Annotated in this window: 17 protein-coding genes; 12 read left to right on the plus strand and 5 right to left on the minus strand. The window is 69.9% G+C overall.

From position 1 onward, the window contains the following. Positions 1-67: 67 nt before the first annotated feature. A complete protein-coding gene (locus OG734_RS45895) occupies positions 68-934 on the plus strand; it encodes a crotonase/enoyl-CoA hydratase family protein (protein ID WP_330293317.1) in 867 nt (288 codons plus the stop codon). Positions 935-1,042: 108 nt separating this feature from the next. Then, the gene (locus OG734_RS45900; RefSeq protein ID WP_330293318.1) at positions 1,043-2,458 is read left to right on the plus strand and encodes a glycoside hydrolase family 1 protein; all 1,416 of its coding nucleotides are present in this window, start codon (positions 1,043-1,045) and stop codon (positions 2,456-2,458) included. Here OG734_RS45900 and OG734_RS45905 read toward each other — a convergent pair. Beyond that, a complete protein-coding gene (locus OG734_RS45905; RefSeq protein WP_330293319.1) occupies positions 2,437-2,937 on the minus strand; it encodes an FAS1-like dehydratase domain-containing protein in 501 nt (166 codons plus the stop codon). The genes OG734_RS45900 and OG734_RS45905 overlap by 22 nt on opposite strands. Before the next feature lie 43 nt (positions 2,938-2,980). Beyond that, positions 2,981-3,802 carry an enoyl-CoA hydratase/isomerase family protein gene (locus OG734_RS45910; RefSeq protein WP_330293320.1) on the minus strand — a complete coding sequence of 274 codons (822 nt, stop codon included), beginning with the start codon at positions 3,800-3,802 and terminating at the stop codon, positions 2,981-2,983. A gap of 139 nt (positions 3,803-3,941) precedes the next feature. Here OG734_RS45910 and OG734_RS45915 point away from each other — a divergent pair, with 139 nt between their 5' ends. Genes OG734_RS45915 through OG734_RS45930 form a run of 4 tightly spaced genes read left to right on the plus strand, consistent with a single transcriptional unit; the run spans position 3,942 to position 7,548 of the window. After that, complete coding sequence (locus OG734_RS45915) at positions 3,942-5,063, plus strand: acyl-CoA dehydrogenase family protein (protein WP_330293321.1); 1,122 nt, start codon at positions 3,942-3,944, stop codon at positions 5,061-5,063. Between the two features lie 42 nt (positions 5,064-5,105). After that, the gene (locus tag OG734_RS45920; protein ID WP_330293322.1) at positions 5,106-6,284 is read left to right on the plus strand and encodes an acyl-CoA dehydrogenase family protein; all 1,179 of its coding nucleotides are present in this window, start codon (positions 5,106-5,108) and stop codon (positions 6,282-6,284) included. Next, complete coding sequence (locus OG734_RS45925; RefSeq protein WP_330293323.1) at positions 6,281-6,793, plus strand: nuclear transport factor 2 family protein; 513 nt, start codon at positions 6,281-6,283, stop codon at positions 6,791-6,793. The genes OG734_RS45920 and OG734_RS45925 overlap by 4 nt, the downstream gene beginning before the upstream one ends. Then, positions 6,793-7,548 (plus strand): SDR family NAD(P)-dependent oxidoreductase, encoded by a 756-nt coding sequence (locus OG734_RS45930; RefSeq protein WP_330293324.1) that lies wholly within the window; start codon positions 6,793-6,795, stop codon positions 7,546-7,548. The genes OG734_RS45925 and OG734_RS45930 overlap by 1 nt, the downstream gene beginning before the upstream one ends. A 168-nt stretch (positions 7,549-7,716) precedes the next feature. On the opposite strand, the gene OG734_RS45935 is transcribed toward OG734_RS45930, so the two are convergent. Next, entirely contained in the window at positions 7,717-8,928 is a 1,212-nt protein-coding gene (locus OG734_RS45935) for a CaiB/BaiF CoA transferase family protein (protein WP_330293325.1), read from the minus strand. A gap of 147 nt (positions 8,929-9,075) precedes the next feature. On the opposite strand from OG734_RS45935, the gene OG734_RS45940 reads away from it, so the two are divergent. Genes OG734_RS45940 through OG734_RS45965 form a run of 6 tightly spaced genes read left to right on the plus strand, consistent with a single transcriptional unit; the run spans position 9,076 to position 13,891 of the window. Then, positions 9,076-9,567, plus strand: coding sequence for a PaaI family thioesterase (locus OG734_RS45940; RefSeq protein ID WP_330293326.1), 492 nt, complete (start codon positions 9,076-9,078; stop codon positions 9,565-9,567). 4 nt (positions 9,568-9,571) lie between these two features. After that, positions 9,572-10,432 (plus strand): enoyl-CoA hydratase-related protein, encoded by an 861-nt coding sequence (locus OG734_RS45945; protein WP_330293327.1) that lies wholly within the window; start codon positions 9,572-9,574, stop codon positions 10,430-10,432. A gap of 17 nt (positions 10,433-10,449) precedes the next feature. Beyond that, a complete protein-coding gene (locus OG734_RS45950) occupies positions 10,450-10,905 on the plus strand; it encodes an FAS1-like dehydratase domain-containing protein (RefSeq protein ID WP_330293328.1) in 456 nt (151 codons plus the stop codon). Further along, positions 10,902-11,324, plus strand: a complete 423-nt coding sequence (locus tag OG734_RS45955; RefSeq protein WP_330293329.1) for a MaoC/PaaZ C-terminal domain-containing protein — start codon at positions 10,902-10,904, stop codon at positions 11,322-11,324. Before OG734_RS45950 ends, OG734_RS45955 begins: the two co-directional genes overlap by 4 nt. A gap of 4 nt (positions 11,325-11,328) precedes the next feature. Further along, positions 11,329-12,771 (plus strand): class I adenylate-forming enzyme family protein, encoded by a 1,443-nt coding sequence (locus OG734_RS45960; protein ID WP_330293330.1) that lies wholly within the window; start codon positions 11,329-11,331, stop codon positions 12,769-12,771. 13 nt (positions 12,772-12,784) lie between these two features. Continuing rightward, complete coding sequence (locus OG734_RS45965) at positions 12,785-13,891, plus strand: serine hydrolase domain-containing protein (protein ID WP_330293331.1); 1,107 nt, start codon at positions 12,785-12,787, stop codon at positions 13,889-13,891. A gap of 31 nt (positions 13,892-13,922) precedes the next feature. On the opposite strand, the gene OG734_RS45970 is transcribed toward OG734_RS45965, so the two are convergent. Continuing rightward, complete coding sequence (locus tag OG734_RS45970; protein ID WP_330293332.1) at positions 13,923-15,104, minus strand: amidohydrolase family protein; 1,182 nt, start codon at positions 15,102-15,104, stop codon at positions 13,923-13,925. Between the two features lie 114 nt (positions 15,105-15,218). Continuing rightward, positions 15,219-16,022, minus strand: coding sequence for a FadR/GntR family transcriptional regulator (locus OG734_RS45975; protein WP_330293333.1), 804 nt, complete (start codon positions 16,020-16,022; stop codon positions 15,219-15,221). Between the last annotated feature and the right edge of the window lie 53 nt (positions 16,023-16,075).

Raw genomic sequence — 16,075 nt, forward strand, 5'->3', positions numbered from 1 at the left:
ATTTGGCTTGCGGGGAACGCTAGCAGGCAAGCGGTCACAGAAGCGACGAGGCTGACGGAGGGCACGTATGCCGGAGCAGGAGTACGAGACCGTGCGGGCCGAGGTGGCGGACCGGATCCTCACCGTCACACTGAACCGGCCCGAGAAGCTGAACGCCTTCAGTCCCCGGATGATGGCCGACCTGCTCGACGTCCTGGACGCGGCAGACGCCGACGACAGCGTACGGGTGATCGTGGTGACCGGCGCCGGGCGCGGGTTCTGCGCGGGTGCCGACGTCAGTTCCGGCGGCTCGTCCTTCGACCACCGCAAGGCGGGCGCCAGGCACCGGGACACCGGCGGCCGGGTCGCGCTTCGTATCTTCTCCAGCACCAAGCCGGTCATCGCGGCGATCAACGGCCCGGCGGCGGGTGTCGGCGCCAGCATGACCCTGCCCATGGACATCCGGCTGGCGTCGACGTCGGCGAAGTTCGGCTTTGTCTTCGCGCGGCGCGGCATCGTGCCGGAGTCCGCGGCGAGTTGGTTCCTGCCGCGGGCCGTCGGCATGCAGCGGGCCATGGAATGGGTGGCGACCGGCCGCCTCTTCGGCCCCGACGAGGCGCTGGCGGCCGGACTGGTCCGCTCCGTGCACCCGCCGGAGGAGCTGTTGCCGGCCGCGTACGAGCTCGCCCGGGAGATCGCCGAGAACACCTCGGCGATCTCGGTCGCCCTCTCCCGCCAGATGATGTGGCGGATGCTCGGCGAGCCCCACCCCATGTCCGCGCACCGGCTCGACTCGCGGATCATGAGTCAGATCGGCGGCGGCCCCGACCCCGTGGAGGGCGTCGAGTCGTTCCTCGCCAAGCGGCCGCCTGCCTTCCCGGGGAAGGTCAGCAAGGACATGCCGCCCGTCTATCCGTGGTGGCAAGAGGAGGAGTTCCGGCCATTGGGGTCGTAGGTGGCGATATCTGGCCGAAACATTGTCGTCGTTTCCTCGAAGTGTTAGCGTCCGGCGGGCGGCCATTCAGCTGAATGCGCTAAACCATTTCACCGCTGGACGGTAACCATGAGTGATGGTTTCCTGCATGAATCCCTCCGTCGTGTCGACTGGGGAGTCGCCACCGCTGACACCATCGCGGCTGTGCCGCCGCCCCCGCCCGAGCGCGGCGGGCACTTCCGGCAGTGGACGGACGACATCCGGCAACTGACCGGCGTCGCCGCGGACACGCACCGCATGGTCGCCGGATGGCCGCAGCTCCAGCCCGACGGCCCCGGCAGCTGGGACCAGGCTGCCCTGGACCGCTGCGACCGCGCCCTCGACGCGCTGCTCGCGCACGGGACGCGTCCGAGCCTCACTCTCTTCGACCGCTCACTGCCGCCATGGCTGGACTCGGCAGGAGGCTGGCTCGCCCGCGAAACCGCCGAACGCTTCGCCGAGTACGCTGCCGAGCTGGGCCGGCGCTTTGGTGACCGGGTGGAACGCTGGATCACCTCGACCGATCTGGCCGGTCCCACGCTCGCGGACCACGTGGCCGGAATGTACTCACCGGGCCGTGGCGCCGGCCGGGCCGGGCTGCCCGCGGTCCACCACATCCTGCTCGCCAACGCCCTCGCGACCCAGGCCCTCAGGGCCTCCGGCGCAAGCGGCCGGATCGGCACCACGGTCACCCTCGTCGGCGGCTACGCGGCCACCGACGATCCCTATGACCGCCTCGCCCTGGAGCGACTGGAGAGCTGGACCAACCGCCTCTTCCTCGACCCCCTGCTGCTCGGCGAGCACATGGTGACCGAGGACGACGTCTCACCGGTGGCGGCCACCGGCTGCGTACGCCCCGGTGACCTGGAGGTCATCGCCACCGAACAGGACCTGCTGTGCCTGTCCTGGCACACCCCGTTCCGCGTCACCGCCCCGGAGAACCTGCCCCGCGTGCTGCGGACCGCGAACTGCCAGAGCGCCCTCAACGCGGTCAACCGCGTCCTCGTGGGCCTCGGCTTCGCGATCGTCCCCTTCGAGGACGTGGAGACCACCGCTTTCGGCTGGCCGATCATCCCCGAAGGGCTCGCCGACGCCGTCGCCGGCCTGTACGAGCTGTACGGGGAGCTGCTGCCGCCGCTGTCCGTCGTGGACAACGGCATGGGCGACCTGGACCTCGTCGACGGCACAGGACACAGCGACGACACCCGGCGCCGGGCCCTGCTGCGCGCCCGGCTCTCCTGGCTGGCGGGACTTGTCGCGGCCGGGGTGGACGTGTGCGGCTACGAGTACTGGTCGGTCCTCGACAACCTGGAGGCCAAGTTCCGCTACACCCGCCTGTACGCGATGGCGGTCCCGGACCACGAGCCCGAGCCGTGCCCCCCGATGCCCGCCGACTGGCTGCACCGGGGCGCCTTCGCAGACGTGGCCGTACGCGAAGCGGGCCGCGCGGCCGGTCTGCGGCTGGTGCCGGCCGAGTCCCGGGGTCAGGGCGCCGGGGCCTCGTAGTCCTGGCCGCGGATCAGCCGGACCGGGGTGTAGACGAGCACGTCCTCGTCCCGCTGGTTGCGTACGGTGATCCGGCTGGTCACCACGCCCCGGCCGGGCTTGCTGGAGGGCCGGCAGTCCGTGGTCTCGACAACGGCGTACAGGGTGTCGCCGACGTACACCGGCTCCTGGACCGTGAGCTCCATGTGCAGGAAGGCGAGGCCCGTGCCGTGCAGCACGTTCGTCTGCAGGACGAGCCCCTCGGCGATGCAGTACGTCAGGGCCCCCGGGACCAGTCGCCCGGTGTAGCCGCCGTCCGCGGCGTGCGAGGAGTCCCAGAAGAGGGGCTCGTTGAAGCCGCCCCAGGTGACGAAGTTGACGAGATCGGTCTCCGTGACCGTGCGGCGGGCGGTCCGGAAGACCTGGCCCACCGGCATCTCCTCGTAGGTCAACCCCTGTACCAGCGGGCGGACTTCAGTGGTGGTCTGCTCCGGCGACATGATCGGTTCCTCTCGTACGGCGGTCATGGGTGGTCACAGGTGGTCACAGGTCGAGCGGGTGCTTGTCGGCGATGCCCTCGAAGTCCGGGGTGCGTTTGTCGCGGTGAGCCGCCAGCCCCTCGACGACTTCATGTCCCCCGAACCCGAAGAACTCCAGCCCGAGCGAGGCCTCGAAAATCGGCTGCGCGGTGCGGTACCAGTGGTTGAGGGACCGCTTGGTCCAGCTGATGGCGCTGACCGGCCCGGCCGCCAGGACGGTTGCCACGCGCAGGGCCTCGGCGTGGACGTTCTCGTCGTCCACGCACTTCGACACCAGCCCGATCCGCTCGGCCTCCTCGCCGGTGAGCGTCTCGCAGGTGAGCAGGTAGTACTTGGCCTTTGCCATGCCGCACAGCAACGGCCAGCAGATGGCGGCGTGGTCACCGGCCGCGACCCCGAGGCGTGTGTGCCCGTCGACGATCTTCGCCGTACGGGCGGCAATGGAGATGTCCGCCAGCATGCCGATGACCAGCCCCGCACCGACCGCCGGGCCGTGGATCGCGGAGACCACCGGCTTGGCACAGTTGAGCACGCCGTAGACCATGTCCCGGGCCTCGCGCATCACCCGGGCGCGCACCGCGTAGTCCTCGGTCATGGCCTCGATGGAGTCGAAGGTGCCGCCCGCCGAGAACGCCCTGCCCGCCCCCTGGACCAGCACCGCCCGGGTCTGCTCGTCCCGGTCGACGACCGGCCAGATGTCGGCCAGTTCGCCGTGCATCCGAGGGTCCACTGCGTTGAGGTTCGGGGCGTCGAGCACGATACGGAGCACGCCGGGCGCGGGCCGCTCGAAGGTCAGGCTCGTGAACGGGGCGTAGATATCGGTCACGTCGCGCTCCTGGTGCATTCAGTGTGGATACTATAATTATCTAACTGTATCGAGGGGTGGGCGGCAAGCAGGCCGCACGTGACATCGCACCGAGGAACATCGCACCGAGGAACATTGCGGCGAGGACGGGAAGCCCGGCATGGATCTCACCTTCAGCGAGGAACAGGACGAACTGCGCAAGGTCGTACGGTCGTTCCTCGCCAAGCACTCCGACGAGGCGGAGGTGCGCCGCCTGGCCGCCGATGAGCGGGGCCACGACCCCGTCGTCTGGCGGCGAATGGCCGGCCAACTCGGGCTGCAGGGGCTCGCCGTACCGGAGGAGTACGGCGGTTCCGGCTTCGGCTACGTCGACCTCGGCATCGTCTTCGAGGAGGCGGGCCGCGCGCTGCTGTGCGGGCCGTACTTCGCCACCGTCGCCCTGGCCGCCGAGGCGCTGCTGCGCTGCGACGACGAGGCCGCCCGTACCGATCTGCTGCCGGGGATAACGTCGGGCGAAACCGTGGCCACCCTCGCGCTCACCGAGGAGAGCGGCCGCTGGGACGAGCAGGGCATCCGGCTCACCGCACGCGAGACGGCGGACGGATGGCAGCTGACCGGCGCGAAGACATACGTCCCCGACGGACACCTCGCCGACCTGCTCCTGGTCGCCGCCCGAACCCCCTCCGGCATCAGCCTCTTCGCCGTCGCGGCCGCCGACGCGCCGGGCCTCACCCGCACCCCCCTCCCCACTCTCGACCAGACCCGCAAACAGACCAGGCTGGAGTTCGCGGGCACCCCGGCCCGTCTGCTCGGCGCCGAGGGCACGGCATGGCCGGGCCTCGCACGCACCCTCGCCACCGCCTCCGTCCTGCTGGCCGCCGAACAGGTCGGGGGAGCCTCGGCAGCGCTGGACGCAGCCGTGGAGTACGCGAAGCTCCGCGAGCAGTACGGACGGCCCATCGGCTCGTTCCAGGGGATCAAGCACAAGTGCGCCGACATGCTCATGGAGATCGAGTCGGCCCGCTCGGCCGCGTACGGCGGACTGTGGGCGCTGGACGCGGGCGACGAGAGAGAGATCGCTGTCGCGGCGGCCCTCGCACAGACCTTCTGCTCGGAGGCGTTCACCAGAGTGGCAGGCGACAACATCCAGGTCCACGGCGGGATCGGCTTCACCTGGGAGCACCCCGCACACCTGTACCTCAAGCGGGCCAAGAGCTGCGAGGTGCTGCTCGGCACACCGTCGTACCACCGGGAACTGCTCGCCACCCGACTCGGCATCTGAAACCCCACAGAGAAGAACCCACAGAGAAGGGGAGAAGCAGACATGGAACTGGACTTCGGGCCCGCGGTACGCGACTTCCGCGACGAACTGCGGGACTGGCTCGCCGCACACCTCGTGGGCGAGTTCGCCGAGCACCGCGGCGTGGGCGGCCCCACCGACGGCGCGGCCTGGGAGGTCCGCCTCGCCTGGGACTGCGAGTTGTCCGCCGGGCGGTGGCTGGGCGTCGGCTGGCCGCAGGAGTACGGGGGCAGGGGGCTCGGACTCCTGGAGGAGATCGTCTTCGAGTACGAGTACGCCCGCGCGAATGCCCCCTACCGGGCCACAGTCAACGCCCTCGACCTGCTCGGCCCGATGCTGCTCCAGATGGGCAGCGAGGCACAGAAGAAACGCTTCCTGCCGCCGATCCTCGCCGTCGGGGAACTCTGGGGCCAGGGCTTCAGCGAACCCGGCGCCGGCTCCGACCTCGCCTCGGTCCGCACCCGGGCGGAACGCGAGGGTGAGGAGTGGGTGGTCAGCGGACAGAAGGTGTGGACCTCCTTCGGCGTCCACGCGGACTGGCTGTACGTCCTCACCCGCACCGACCCGCAATCCGTGCGCCACAAGGGCCTGACCCTGCTGCTCCTGCCCACGGACCAGCCGGGCGTGGAGATCCGCCCCATCCGCAACCTCGCCGGCCAGGACGAGTTCGCCGAGGTGTTCCTCTCCGACGCACGCACCGGAGCCGACATGGTCGTGGGCGAGGTCGGCCAGGGCTGGCGCACCGCGATGGCCACCCTCGGCATCGAACGCGGCACCACGCTGCTTCCCCAGCAGCTCACCTTCGAGCGGGAGGCGGAGTCGCTGATCGACCTGGCCAGGGAACGGGGCGCGCTCGACGACCCCATGCTGCGCCGGCGGATCGTGGACGCCTGGATCTCCGTACGCATCATGCGCACCACCAACCTGCGGACCCTCGCCGAACTGACCACCGGCCGGACTCCGGGCGCGCAGGCCACGACCGCGAAGCTGTACGCCTCGACCCGGCACCAGCAACTCGGCTATCTGGCCATGGAGTTGGCGGGACCCGCCGGGCAGATCGTCGGCGAGAACTACGGCCTGGACACCCGGCAGCGCTCCTTCCTGCTCTCGCTCGCGGAGACGATCTACGGCGGGTCGAGCGAGATCCAGCGCAACATCATCGGTGAGCAGTTCCTCGGTCTACCGAAGGAGCCCCGCCCATGACGTCCGTCGAGGAGCGCCTCGACCGCATCGAGTCGCAACTGGCGATCCAGCAACTGCCCATCCGCTACGCGCTCGCCGTCGATGCCAGGGATCTCGACGCCTGGGTCGGCTGCTTCCGCCCCGACGTGGACATGGGACGTCATGGCCGCGGCCGACAGGTCCTGCGCCGGCACATCGATCCCCTGGTGCGCGGCTTCCACCGCTCCGTCCACCAGATCTGCGGTCACCGCATCGAGTTCACCGGCCGTGAAACGGCGACCGGCGCGGTCTACTGCAGGGCCGAGCACGAGGTGGGGGACCGGTGGATCGTGATGGCGATCTGCTACCGGGACGAGTACGCGCGCGTGGACGGCGAGTGGTACTTCTCGCGGCGCCGTGAACAGCACTGGTATGCGGCGGACGTGACGGAGCGCCCCCAGACGGTGGGCTTCAACAGCTGGGAGGGATCAGGAGAACCGGCGCTGCCCGAGGCCTTCCCCTCCTGGGCACCCTTCTGGAAGGAGACGTGATGGCACGGTTGTCCGGGAAGACGGCGCTGGTCACCGGGGGAGGGCAGGGAGTGGGGCGCGGCATCGCGCTCGCGCTGGCCGCCGCGGGCGCCTTTGTGGTGATCACCGGCCGCACCGAGAACAAGCTGAAGGACACGGCCGACGAGATCACCGAGCGCGGCGGACGGGCGCACACCGTTGTCGGAGATGTGGGGGAGCGGGACGACGTCGACCGCATGGTGGCCGAGACGGTACGGGAGTTCGGCCGCCTGGACGTACTCGTCAACAACGCCCAGTCCTCGGTCCAGCGCCGACTGGAACAGACGACGTACGACGACGTCGAACTCACCTACCGCAGTGGACCGTTGGCCGCGTTCCACGCGATGCAGGCGGCCCTGCCGCACCTGAAGGCGAGTCGCGGCAGTGTGGTGAACCTCGGTTCGTCGGCCGCGATACAGGGCGAGGTGACCTTCGCGGCGTACGCGATGGCCAAGGAGGCGGTCCGGGGGCTGACGAAGGTGGCCGCGCGGGAGTGGGGGGCGTACGGGATCCGGGTGAACGTCGTCTGCCCGGCGGCGCTGAGCCCGGCGGCGGAGGCGTTCTTCGCGGATCACCCGGAGAAGGCCGAGAGCGTGCTCGCCGGCATCCCGCTGGGTCGGATGGGCGACCCGGAGACAGACATCGGCCGCGCGGTGGCGGCGCTCGTCAGCGATGACATGGCGTACCTGACGGGGGCGACACTGATGCTGGAGGGCGGGCGAACGCTGCTCGGCTGAGGCGGTGTGGGGCCTCGGGGGCGCTGCCCCCGAACCCCCGCATTTTCAGCCCGTCCGGCGTTTGAGGACGAGCGCGTTCAGCGCGAAGGGGGGTCTGGGGGCGCAGCCCCCAGGTTCAGGATGGGACGGGTAGGGGCGGCGGGGGCGAGAATCCCGCCCCACCCCACCTCACACAACCCCCCGCCCCCGCAACCCCCGCAGCTGCTCCTCCGTCACCCCCGCCAGCCTGCCCAGGACCTCGGCCGTGTGCTCGCCCAGCGCGGGCGGCGCGGCGTACCCCTCGACGGGAGTCCCCGTCAACCGGATCGGATTCGCGAGCATCGGCAACCGCCCCGACATCGGGTCCTCGACCTCGACCAGCATCCCCCGATGCTGTATCTGCGGGTCGGCGAAAACCTCGGGCAGCTCGTTGAACGGGCCCGCAGGGACGTCGTGTTCGTCCAGTACGGCGAGCCATTCGTCCCGTGTCCGAGTGCGCAGCACCGCCGCCAGCACCGGCAGAATCGCCTCGCGATACGTGATCCGCGCGGACGTCGTGGCGAACCGCGGGTCCTGGAGCAGGTCGGTGCGGCCGGCCGCCGCACAGAACGCCGCGAACTGCTTGTCGTTGCCCGCGACGAGGAAGATCGGCTTGTCCGCGCACTGGAACGCCTGGGACGGAATCCCGCCGTACCCGCCGTTGCCGCGCCGCTGCGGAACCTCGCCGGAGACCAGGTAGTTCATCGCGAAGTGCGACAGCGAGGCCAGACCGCAGTCCAGCAGGGACAGGTCGATGTACTGGCCCTCGCCGGTCGCGTCCCGGTGCCGCAGGGCCGCCAGCACGGCTGTGGAGGCGTACAGCCCCGTGAGGATGTCGACCATGCTGACGCCGACCTTCATCGGTTCCCCGGGGTGTCCGGAGACGCTCATCATCCCGGACATGGCCTGGAAGATACCGTCGTAGCCCGGGCGCCCGGCGTACGGCCCGGTCTGCCCGAAGCCGGTCACCGACAGGTACACCAGCCGCGGGTTGAGCTCCCGCAGGCTCTCCTGGTCGAGCCCGTACTTCGCCAGCGTCCCCGCCCGGAAGTTCTCGACCAGCACGTCCGACCGGGCGGCGAGCGCGCGGATCAGTTCCTGCCCCTCGGCGGTGGAGTGGTTGACGGTGACCGACTGCTTGTTGCGGTTGCAGGCGAGGTAGAAGGCGGCGGTGTCCGTCCGGTCGCCCTCGGGCCCGGGCGCGAAGGGCGGGCCGTACGTGCGTGAGTCGTCCCCCGTTCCGGGCCGCTCGACCTTGATCACCTCGGCGCCCAGGTCGGCCAGCATCTGGGTGGCCAGCGGCGCGGCGAGGATGCGGGACAGATCGAGGACACGGATCCCGGCCAGTGCGGTCGACGGCATCGAAGCGCCTCCCTGTGCGGCGAACAGTAGAATGAGTTAGATAAATAATACATCCACCGCTCCCGTTGGGTCCGTATGATTGCCCCAACTAGCTGATTCATGTAACTATATCGATCGGCTGACAGGCCGAGACCGGAGGGCGTGCTGATGACCGTCGCGGCGAGGACCCTCACCGACCAGGAGCAGCGTGAACGCCGTACGTGGTTCAGGGCTCGCTGGGAGCGCGGGGTCGCCTTCAACCGCCTGTGCGGCATCCGAGTGACGCGCTGGGATCCGGACGCCGTCGAGATCGAGCTTCCCTACGCAGAGTCCCTCTCCGCCCACGAGGGCGTCTTCCACGGCGGGGTCGTCTCGGCGCTCATCGACACCGCGGGCGCCGGGGCTGTCATCGCCGGGCACGACTTCACGAAGGGGAGTCGGCTCAGCACCGTGTCGATGTCGGTGCAGTTCCTCGCGCCCGCCCGAGGCCGCAACGCCGTCGCCTACGCACGCTGCGTGCGGCGCGGGGGCAGGCTGCACTTCGCCGATGTCGACGTGCTGACCGACGGCCGTATCTGCGCGCGGGGGCAGGTGGTGGTGACCATCTCCGGGGAGCGGCCTGGCGTCGGCGACCCCATCGAACCACTGGACGAGGAGTGACGTGATGCCCGAAGAGCCCGTGGTCCCGCCACAGGACCTGGACCTGGTGCTGTACGAGGTCGACGAGGACGGCGTCGCCACCGTCACCCTCAACCGGCCCGAGCGCAAGAACGCGTGGAGCCTCTGCATGGAGCGCCGCTTCTTCGCGCTCCTGGACGAGGCCGCGCACGATCCGGCCGTCCGTGCCGTGGTCGTCACGGGCGCGGGCCGGGCCTTCTGTCCCGGGATGGACGTCCAGCGCCTGGAGCAGAACGCCCAGCCCGGCCAGTCCCTCAACCTCCAGGCCCGCGTGCCCATGTACAGCAGGCGCGACATGCCCAAGCCGATGATCGCCGCCGTCAACGGCGCCTGCGCGGGCATCGGCCTGGTCCAGGCACTCATCTGCGATGTCCGCTTCGCCGCCCGCGGCGCCCGCTTCACCACCGCCTTCACCCGTCGCGGCCTGGCCGGCGAGTACAACCTGCCGTACGTGCTGCCGCGCGTCATCGGCCTGGAGAACGCGCTCGACCTGCTGCTGTCCGGCCGTGTCTTCGACGCCGACGAGGCGAAGGATCTCGGGCTCGTCAGCCGCGTCGTGGAACCGGAGAACCTGCTCGACGCCGCCCGCGCCTACGCCCGGGACATCGCCCGCAACTGCTCGCCGCGCGCCATGGCCGTCATACGCCACCAGGTGTACGGCGACCTCGACCGCACCTTCACCGACGCCCTCGCCCGCTCCTACTCCGCCATGGAGTTCTTCGCGGGCTCGCCGGACTTCCGCGAAGGCGTGGCGAGCTTCGTGGAGAAGCGGGAGCCGAAGTTCGACGGACTCCCGCCGGACTTCGACCCGGACGAGGCCACCCGCGACGCGTTCCTGCCGTACTGACCGAGGAGCACACGAACATGACAGGGCAGCCGTTCCCCGTAGAGGCCGGGCACATCATGATGTTCGCCCGAGCCATCGGCGACGAGAACCCCGCCTATCACGGCGAGACCCCGCTCGCACCGCCCACCTTCACCATGGCGAGCGCTCACTACGACCCCGACTACCACCTGAGGCCCAAGCCCGGTGAGGAGTGGTTCGGGTCCGGCGCAGGTCCCGGAGAGATGGCCGAGGGTGCCGGCGGTCTGCACGCCGAGCAGCACTTCGAGTACCACCGCCCGGTGCGCGCCGGCGAGACCCTCTACGCGCACTCCGCCTTCGGCCGCAGCTGGGAGAAGCAGGGCCGCAGCGGCCGTCTGCTCTTCAGCGAACGCATCACCGAGTACCGGGACGCGGACGGCGAACCGGTGGTCAGCGCCAAGACCGTCGCCGTCGTACCCGAGGGCCCCGCCACCCGGAAGGACGACGCCCGATGAGCCTGACCACAAACGACATCAAGGTCGGCGAGACCCGCGAGAGCATCCTCGTGGACGACCTCAAGCGCACCCGGATCGTGCAGTACGCGGGCGCGTCGGGAGACTTCAACCCGCTGCACACCGACGAAAGGTTCGCCGTCGAGGCAGCCGGATACCCCGGAGTCTTCGCCCACGGGATGCTGACGATGGGCATGACCGGCCGGGTCCTCACCGACTGGGTCGGCACCGAGTCGCTGCTCCGCTTCGGCGTGCGCTTCAAGGCCCAGGTCTGGCCCGGCGACACCCTCACCGCCACGGCCACCGTCGAGTCGATCGAGGACATGCCGACGGGCCCGGTCGCCCACTTCGTGCTGCGCACCCTCAACCAGGACGGCGCCGAGGTGGTCACCGGCACCGCTGCAGCCCGCCTGGAGCCCTGAGCGCATGGCCGCCACGCAGGAAGGGGTGCAGGCGGCCACCTGGACCGCCATGGTGAGCCGCGCCTACGACCATGTCCGCCCTGCCGTCCGGTTCGGCGACCTGACCTGGACCGGACACGAACTCCTCGACCGGGCGGCCGGCGCGGCCGACTGGCTGGACACGCTCGGCCTTGAACCCGGCACCCCGGTCCCGGCGTTGGCCGCCACCTCCGCCGACGCGCTCGCGCTGGTGATCGGCGGCGCCGGGTCCGGGCATCCGCTTGCGCCGCTCGGCGTCCGGATGACTGCGTACGAGATCGCGGCGGTGGTCAAGGAGACACGCGCCCAAGTCCTGCTGGCGCAGCCCGAGTTCGCCGACCTCGGCAGGCAGGTCGCCGAACTGTCCGGCCGACGGGTCGCCCTGGTTCCCGAACTGCACAGCAGTACACGGGAGTTGACAGCAGCACCCGATGAACTCGCTGCGGTCCTCCACACCTCCGGGACCACCGGACTGCCCAAACCCGTCCCCATGACCCAACGACGCCTGGCCGCCCGAGCACGCGTCAACGGCCGATTGTGCGCACTCGCCCCCGACAGCTTCTACGGCGGGAGCGCGCCCTTCCACCACATCGCCGGCCTCGGTAACATCGCCGTCGCCCTCGCCGCGGGCGCCCTGGTCACCGGTCTGCCCCGCTTCACCGTCGAGGGCTGGGCCCTGCTGCGAGACCTCGGGACCACGCACACCAGCATGGTCCCGGCGATGCTGGAGACCCTGCTGGCCGCCGGACAGGCCCGCCACGAAACCCTGCGCACCCTCCAGTACGGCGGCGCGCCCGTCCGCCCAGGCACCCTGCGCCGGACGTACGAGGCGATGCCCGGCGTCCGCATGCTCAACATGTTCGGCCAGACCGAGGGCTCACCGATCAGCGTGCTCACTCCCGAAGACCACCGGGAGGCGGTCGCGGGACGCACCGAGCTGCTGCGGTCGGTGGGGCGGCCTGCCCCCGGCGTCGAGGTAAAGGTCCACGCGGCCGGCCCGGACGGCATCGGTGAGATCCATGCCCGCGCCGACCATTTCTTCAGGATCGACGCCGAAGGCTGGCTGCACAGCGGTGACCTCGGGCGCATGGCGGAGGACGGCTATCTCTATCTCCTCGGCCGACGCACCGACATGATCATCCGCGGTGGTGAGAACGTCCACCCGCTGGAGGTGGAGACGATCCTGGCCGCGCATCCCGGTGTGGCGGACGCGGCGGTCACCGGAGTTCCGGACGAGCGACTCGGCCAGACGGTCGTCGCCTTCGTCGTGCCGGCCGATCCCGCCGCCCCGCCGGAGCCGGAGACGCTCCGGCACTACACCCGCGCCCGGCTGTCCGGGTTCAAGGTCCCCGTCCGCTGGTGGTTCGTGGACGATCTGCCGCGCAACGCGAACGGCAAGGTCGTACGCCGTCGGCTGTGGGAGCCGTAAGAAGGAGGAACAAGTGCCTGACCACGCCGACGAAGTGGATCCGGAGCGACTCGACACGCTCCTGCGCCGGATCCGCCGGGAGGTCGAACACGGCCCCCTGCCTTCCGCGCAGGTCGCCGTCGCGAGGGGCGGCCGTCTGCTGGCTTTCGAGACCTACGGTGACGCACGCCCCGACACCCGCTATGTGCTGCAGTCCGTCGGACGGTCGATCGTCGCGGGCGTGGTGTGGAAGCTGATCGGCGAGGGACTGCTGGACGTGGACGAGCAAGTCGCTGCGATCATCCCGGAGTTCACGCCGAACGGTAAGGAGACGGTGACGGTCGAGCAGGTGCTCACGCACACCGCCGGCTTCCCCTTCGCGCCGCTCGGCCACCCCAAGATGCTGGACCGCGAGCAGCGCCTCGCGGCGTTCGGCCGCTGGCGGCTGGACTACCCGCCGGGCAGCCGCTTCCAGTACCACCTCACCTCGGCCGCCTGGCTGATCGCCGAGATCGTCGAGCGGCGCACGGGTCTGCCCTTCGCCGACTATCTGCACGAGAAGGTCGCGGGTCCGCTGGGGCTGCCGTCGATCGAGCTCGGGGTCCCGGTGGACCGTCAGCCCGGCACGGTCGCCCCGATGCTCGCCATCGACCGCACGAGTGACGAGCAGGAACCCGATCCGTGGGGGCCGTGGTACCTGTCCGATCCGAGGGTGCTGGCGGCCGGAGAGCCCAGCCACGCCCTGGTCGCCACCGCAGCCGACGTCGCGCTGTACTTCCAGGCGCTGGAGCACTCGGGCCTGTGGAAACCGGGCGCGGCGGCGGAGGGCACCCGGATCCGTTTCACGGAGCATCCGTACGGCGAGCAGATCTACGGCGGTGGCGGCAACCGCCGTACCAGCATGGGGCTGTTCGTCACCGTGGCCGGACCTGACGCGGGCAGCAACCTGCCGTCCACCGGTTCGACCGCCCTTTTCGGGAGCGCCGGAGCCGCCTATCAACTGGGTTTCATGGACCCGGAGTCGGGCCTGTCCTTCGCCTGCCTGAGTAACGGCTACCCGCTCGCAGGCTACGACCACTCACCGCGCGGGACTGCCCTGCTCTCCGACATCGCGAACCTGGCGGCGGGCCTGGTCGGTTGACCGGGCCCACCGCCAGGCGGGGGTGCGACGCTCAGCGGCTGATCAGCTGCTGAGCGTTGTTGTACATGATGTCGTCCTGGACGGACTCGTCGAGTTCCGAGATGAGCTTGCGGAAGCCGGCCGGGTCGGCCAGGCCCTCCGCGTGCGGGAAGTCGGAGCCCATGACGATGGACTCGTGGTAGCCGAGACGCTTGACGAGGCTCACGGTGTCGTCCTCGGGGTAGGGCACCACGCGGATGTGCTTGCGGAAGACCTGGCTGGGGCGCTCGTCCAACTGCCCGCCGAGCCAGGGGCCGTTGCGGCCCATGCCGCGGCTCTTGTCCATGTGGCGCACGAAGTGCGGCACCCACTCGGCGCCGAACTCGGACACCAGGACGTTGATGTCGGGGAAGCGGCCGAAGAGATTGTCGAAGATCAGCGCGGACAGCGTCTCCTCGATGGGGCGCTGTCCGTAGGTGTTCTGCCACTGCCAGGCCGACATCCGGAAGTGGATGGGGTGGGGGTCGTAGCCCCAGGAGGGTGCCACCTGCGAGTTGTAGTAGAACTCGCTGATGTGGTAACAAACGCTCGCCTTGGCCTCGTTGACCAGCTTCCAGAACGGGTCGAAGTACGGGTCGCCCGGCGAGCGGCCGTACACGGGTCCGGTGGGCAGCAGGATGAAGCGGGCGCCCTGCTCCAGAACGTACTCCAACTCCTTGACAGCGCTGGGCAGATCACGCAGCGAGAGCAGGGCGGGGGCGTAGATGCGGTTCTGGTGGTTGAAGCCCCACACCTCGTTCATGTACCGGTTGAACGAGTGGTAGTTGGCGTAGAGCGGTTCGACGCCCTTCACGTACTCCTCGGCGACCAGTGCCCAGCCGCCCGGGTACATGATCGTCTGGTCCAGGCCCTGCTCGTCCATGACCCGCAGCCGGGCGTCGCGGTTCTGGTACGACTCGTGCATCGGCTCGAATTGGTAGGTCTCCTCCGGATTGCCCGAGGCCATCGCCTTGAGCATCTCCTTCAGTGAACCGGGACGGTAGACCTGCCCGAACTCCGGTTCCAGGCATACGACGATGCGGTCCCCGGCGAGGATCACCTCCCGTCCGTCCGGCAGCGTCACCGGTGCGACTGCCGAACCGAGGAACTCCTTCGGGAGGTAGCGGGTGAAGGAGTCCCGCTCCTCGTACATGTGCTGGTCGCAGTCGAAGATGCGTTTACGCTGTTCGGCCATGGCCGTCGCCTCCGGGCCCCAAGGATCTATTCAGTACGCCTCCTATAATTATCTAACTGTTTCCAGGAGGCAAGGGGTGGGCCCGGAATGACGACTGAAGGCGGGTCGAACGGGTCAGTCGATGAGCTCCAGGACCGTCTTGGGCCCGGCGGCGTTGACGACGTCGTCGGCGCTGGAGATGTGCCGCTGCCAGAGCTTCTCGGCCTCGTCCGCCTTGCCGGACTCGATCAGCCCGACCAGGCGCACGTGCGCGCGGTGTCCCTTGAGGGCCTGGGTCTTCTGGGCCTTGGCGTCGGTGGCGCCCACGGTGTACGCGGCGTTGGCCCGGTCGATGATGTTGCGGAGCATGCTGCACAACAGGATCAGGGTCTGGTTGCCGGTGAGTTCGATCAGGAGCGCGTGGAAGGCGTCCTGCGCGTCGACCAGGGAGAGCGGGTCGTCCAGAGCGGCCTTCTCGGCGGCCACGGCGTCACGCAGTCGCGTGATGTCGTCCGCGGTGTGCTTGGTGGCGAGCTGGCGGGCGCAGGGCGGCTCGATGAGGGCCGCCGCGCGGTAGATGTCGCCGAGCGTGGCGCCGCGGTACTCGAGGATCAGGCCGGCGTAGCGGGCGGCGACATCCGAGTCCGGCGCGCTCACCCGGGCGCCGCCGTGGGCACCGCGGCGCACCGTGATCAGAGACTCCGACTCCAGTACGCGAAACGCTTCGCGCAGGGTCGGCCGCGAGATCCCGAACTGCTCCATCAGGCCCGACTCCGGCGGCAGCGCGTCGCCGGGGTTCAGCTCGCCCCGGACGATCTGGCGGCGCAGATGCGCGGCGACCAGCTCGGCGGTCTTCGGTACCCGCACCTGGCGTCCGACGCGGTTGCGGGACGGGGCGGGCGCGGTCGCCGTTACTGCTGCACGGGCTGCCTCGGCCACGATGCGAACTCCTTCTCGGGGATATAGCAAAATGAATCGTCTTAGTGCATCGA

Source organism: Streptomyces sp. NBC_00576 (assembly GCF_036345175.1).
GTDB lineage: Bacteria > Actinomycetota > Actinomycetes > Streptomycetales > Streptomycetaceae > Streptomyces.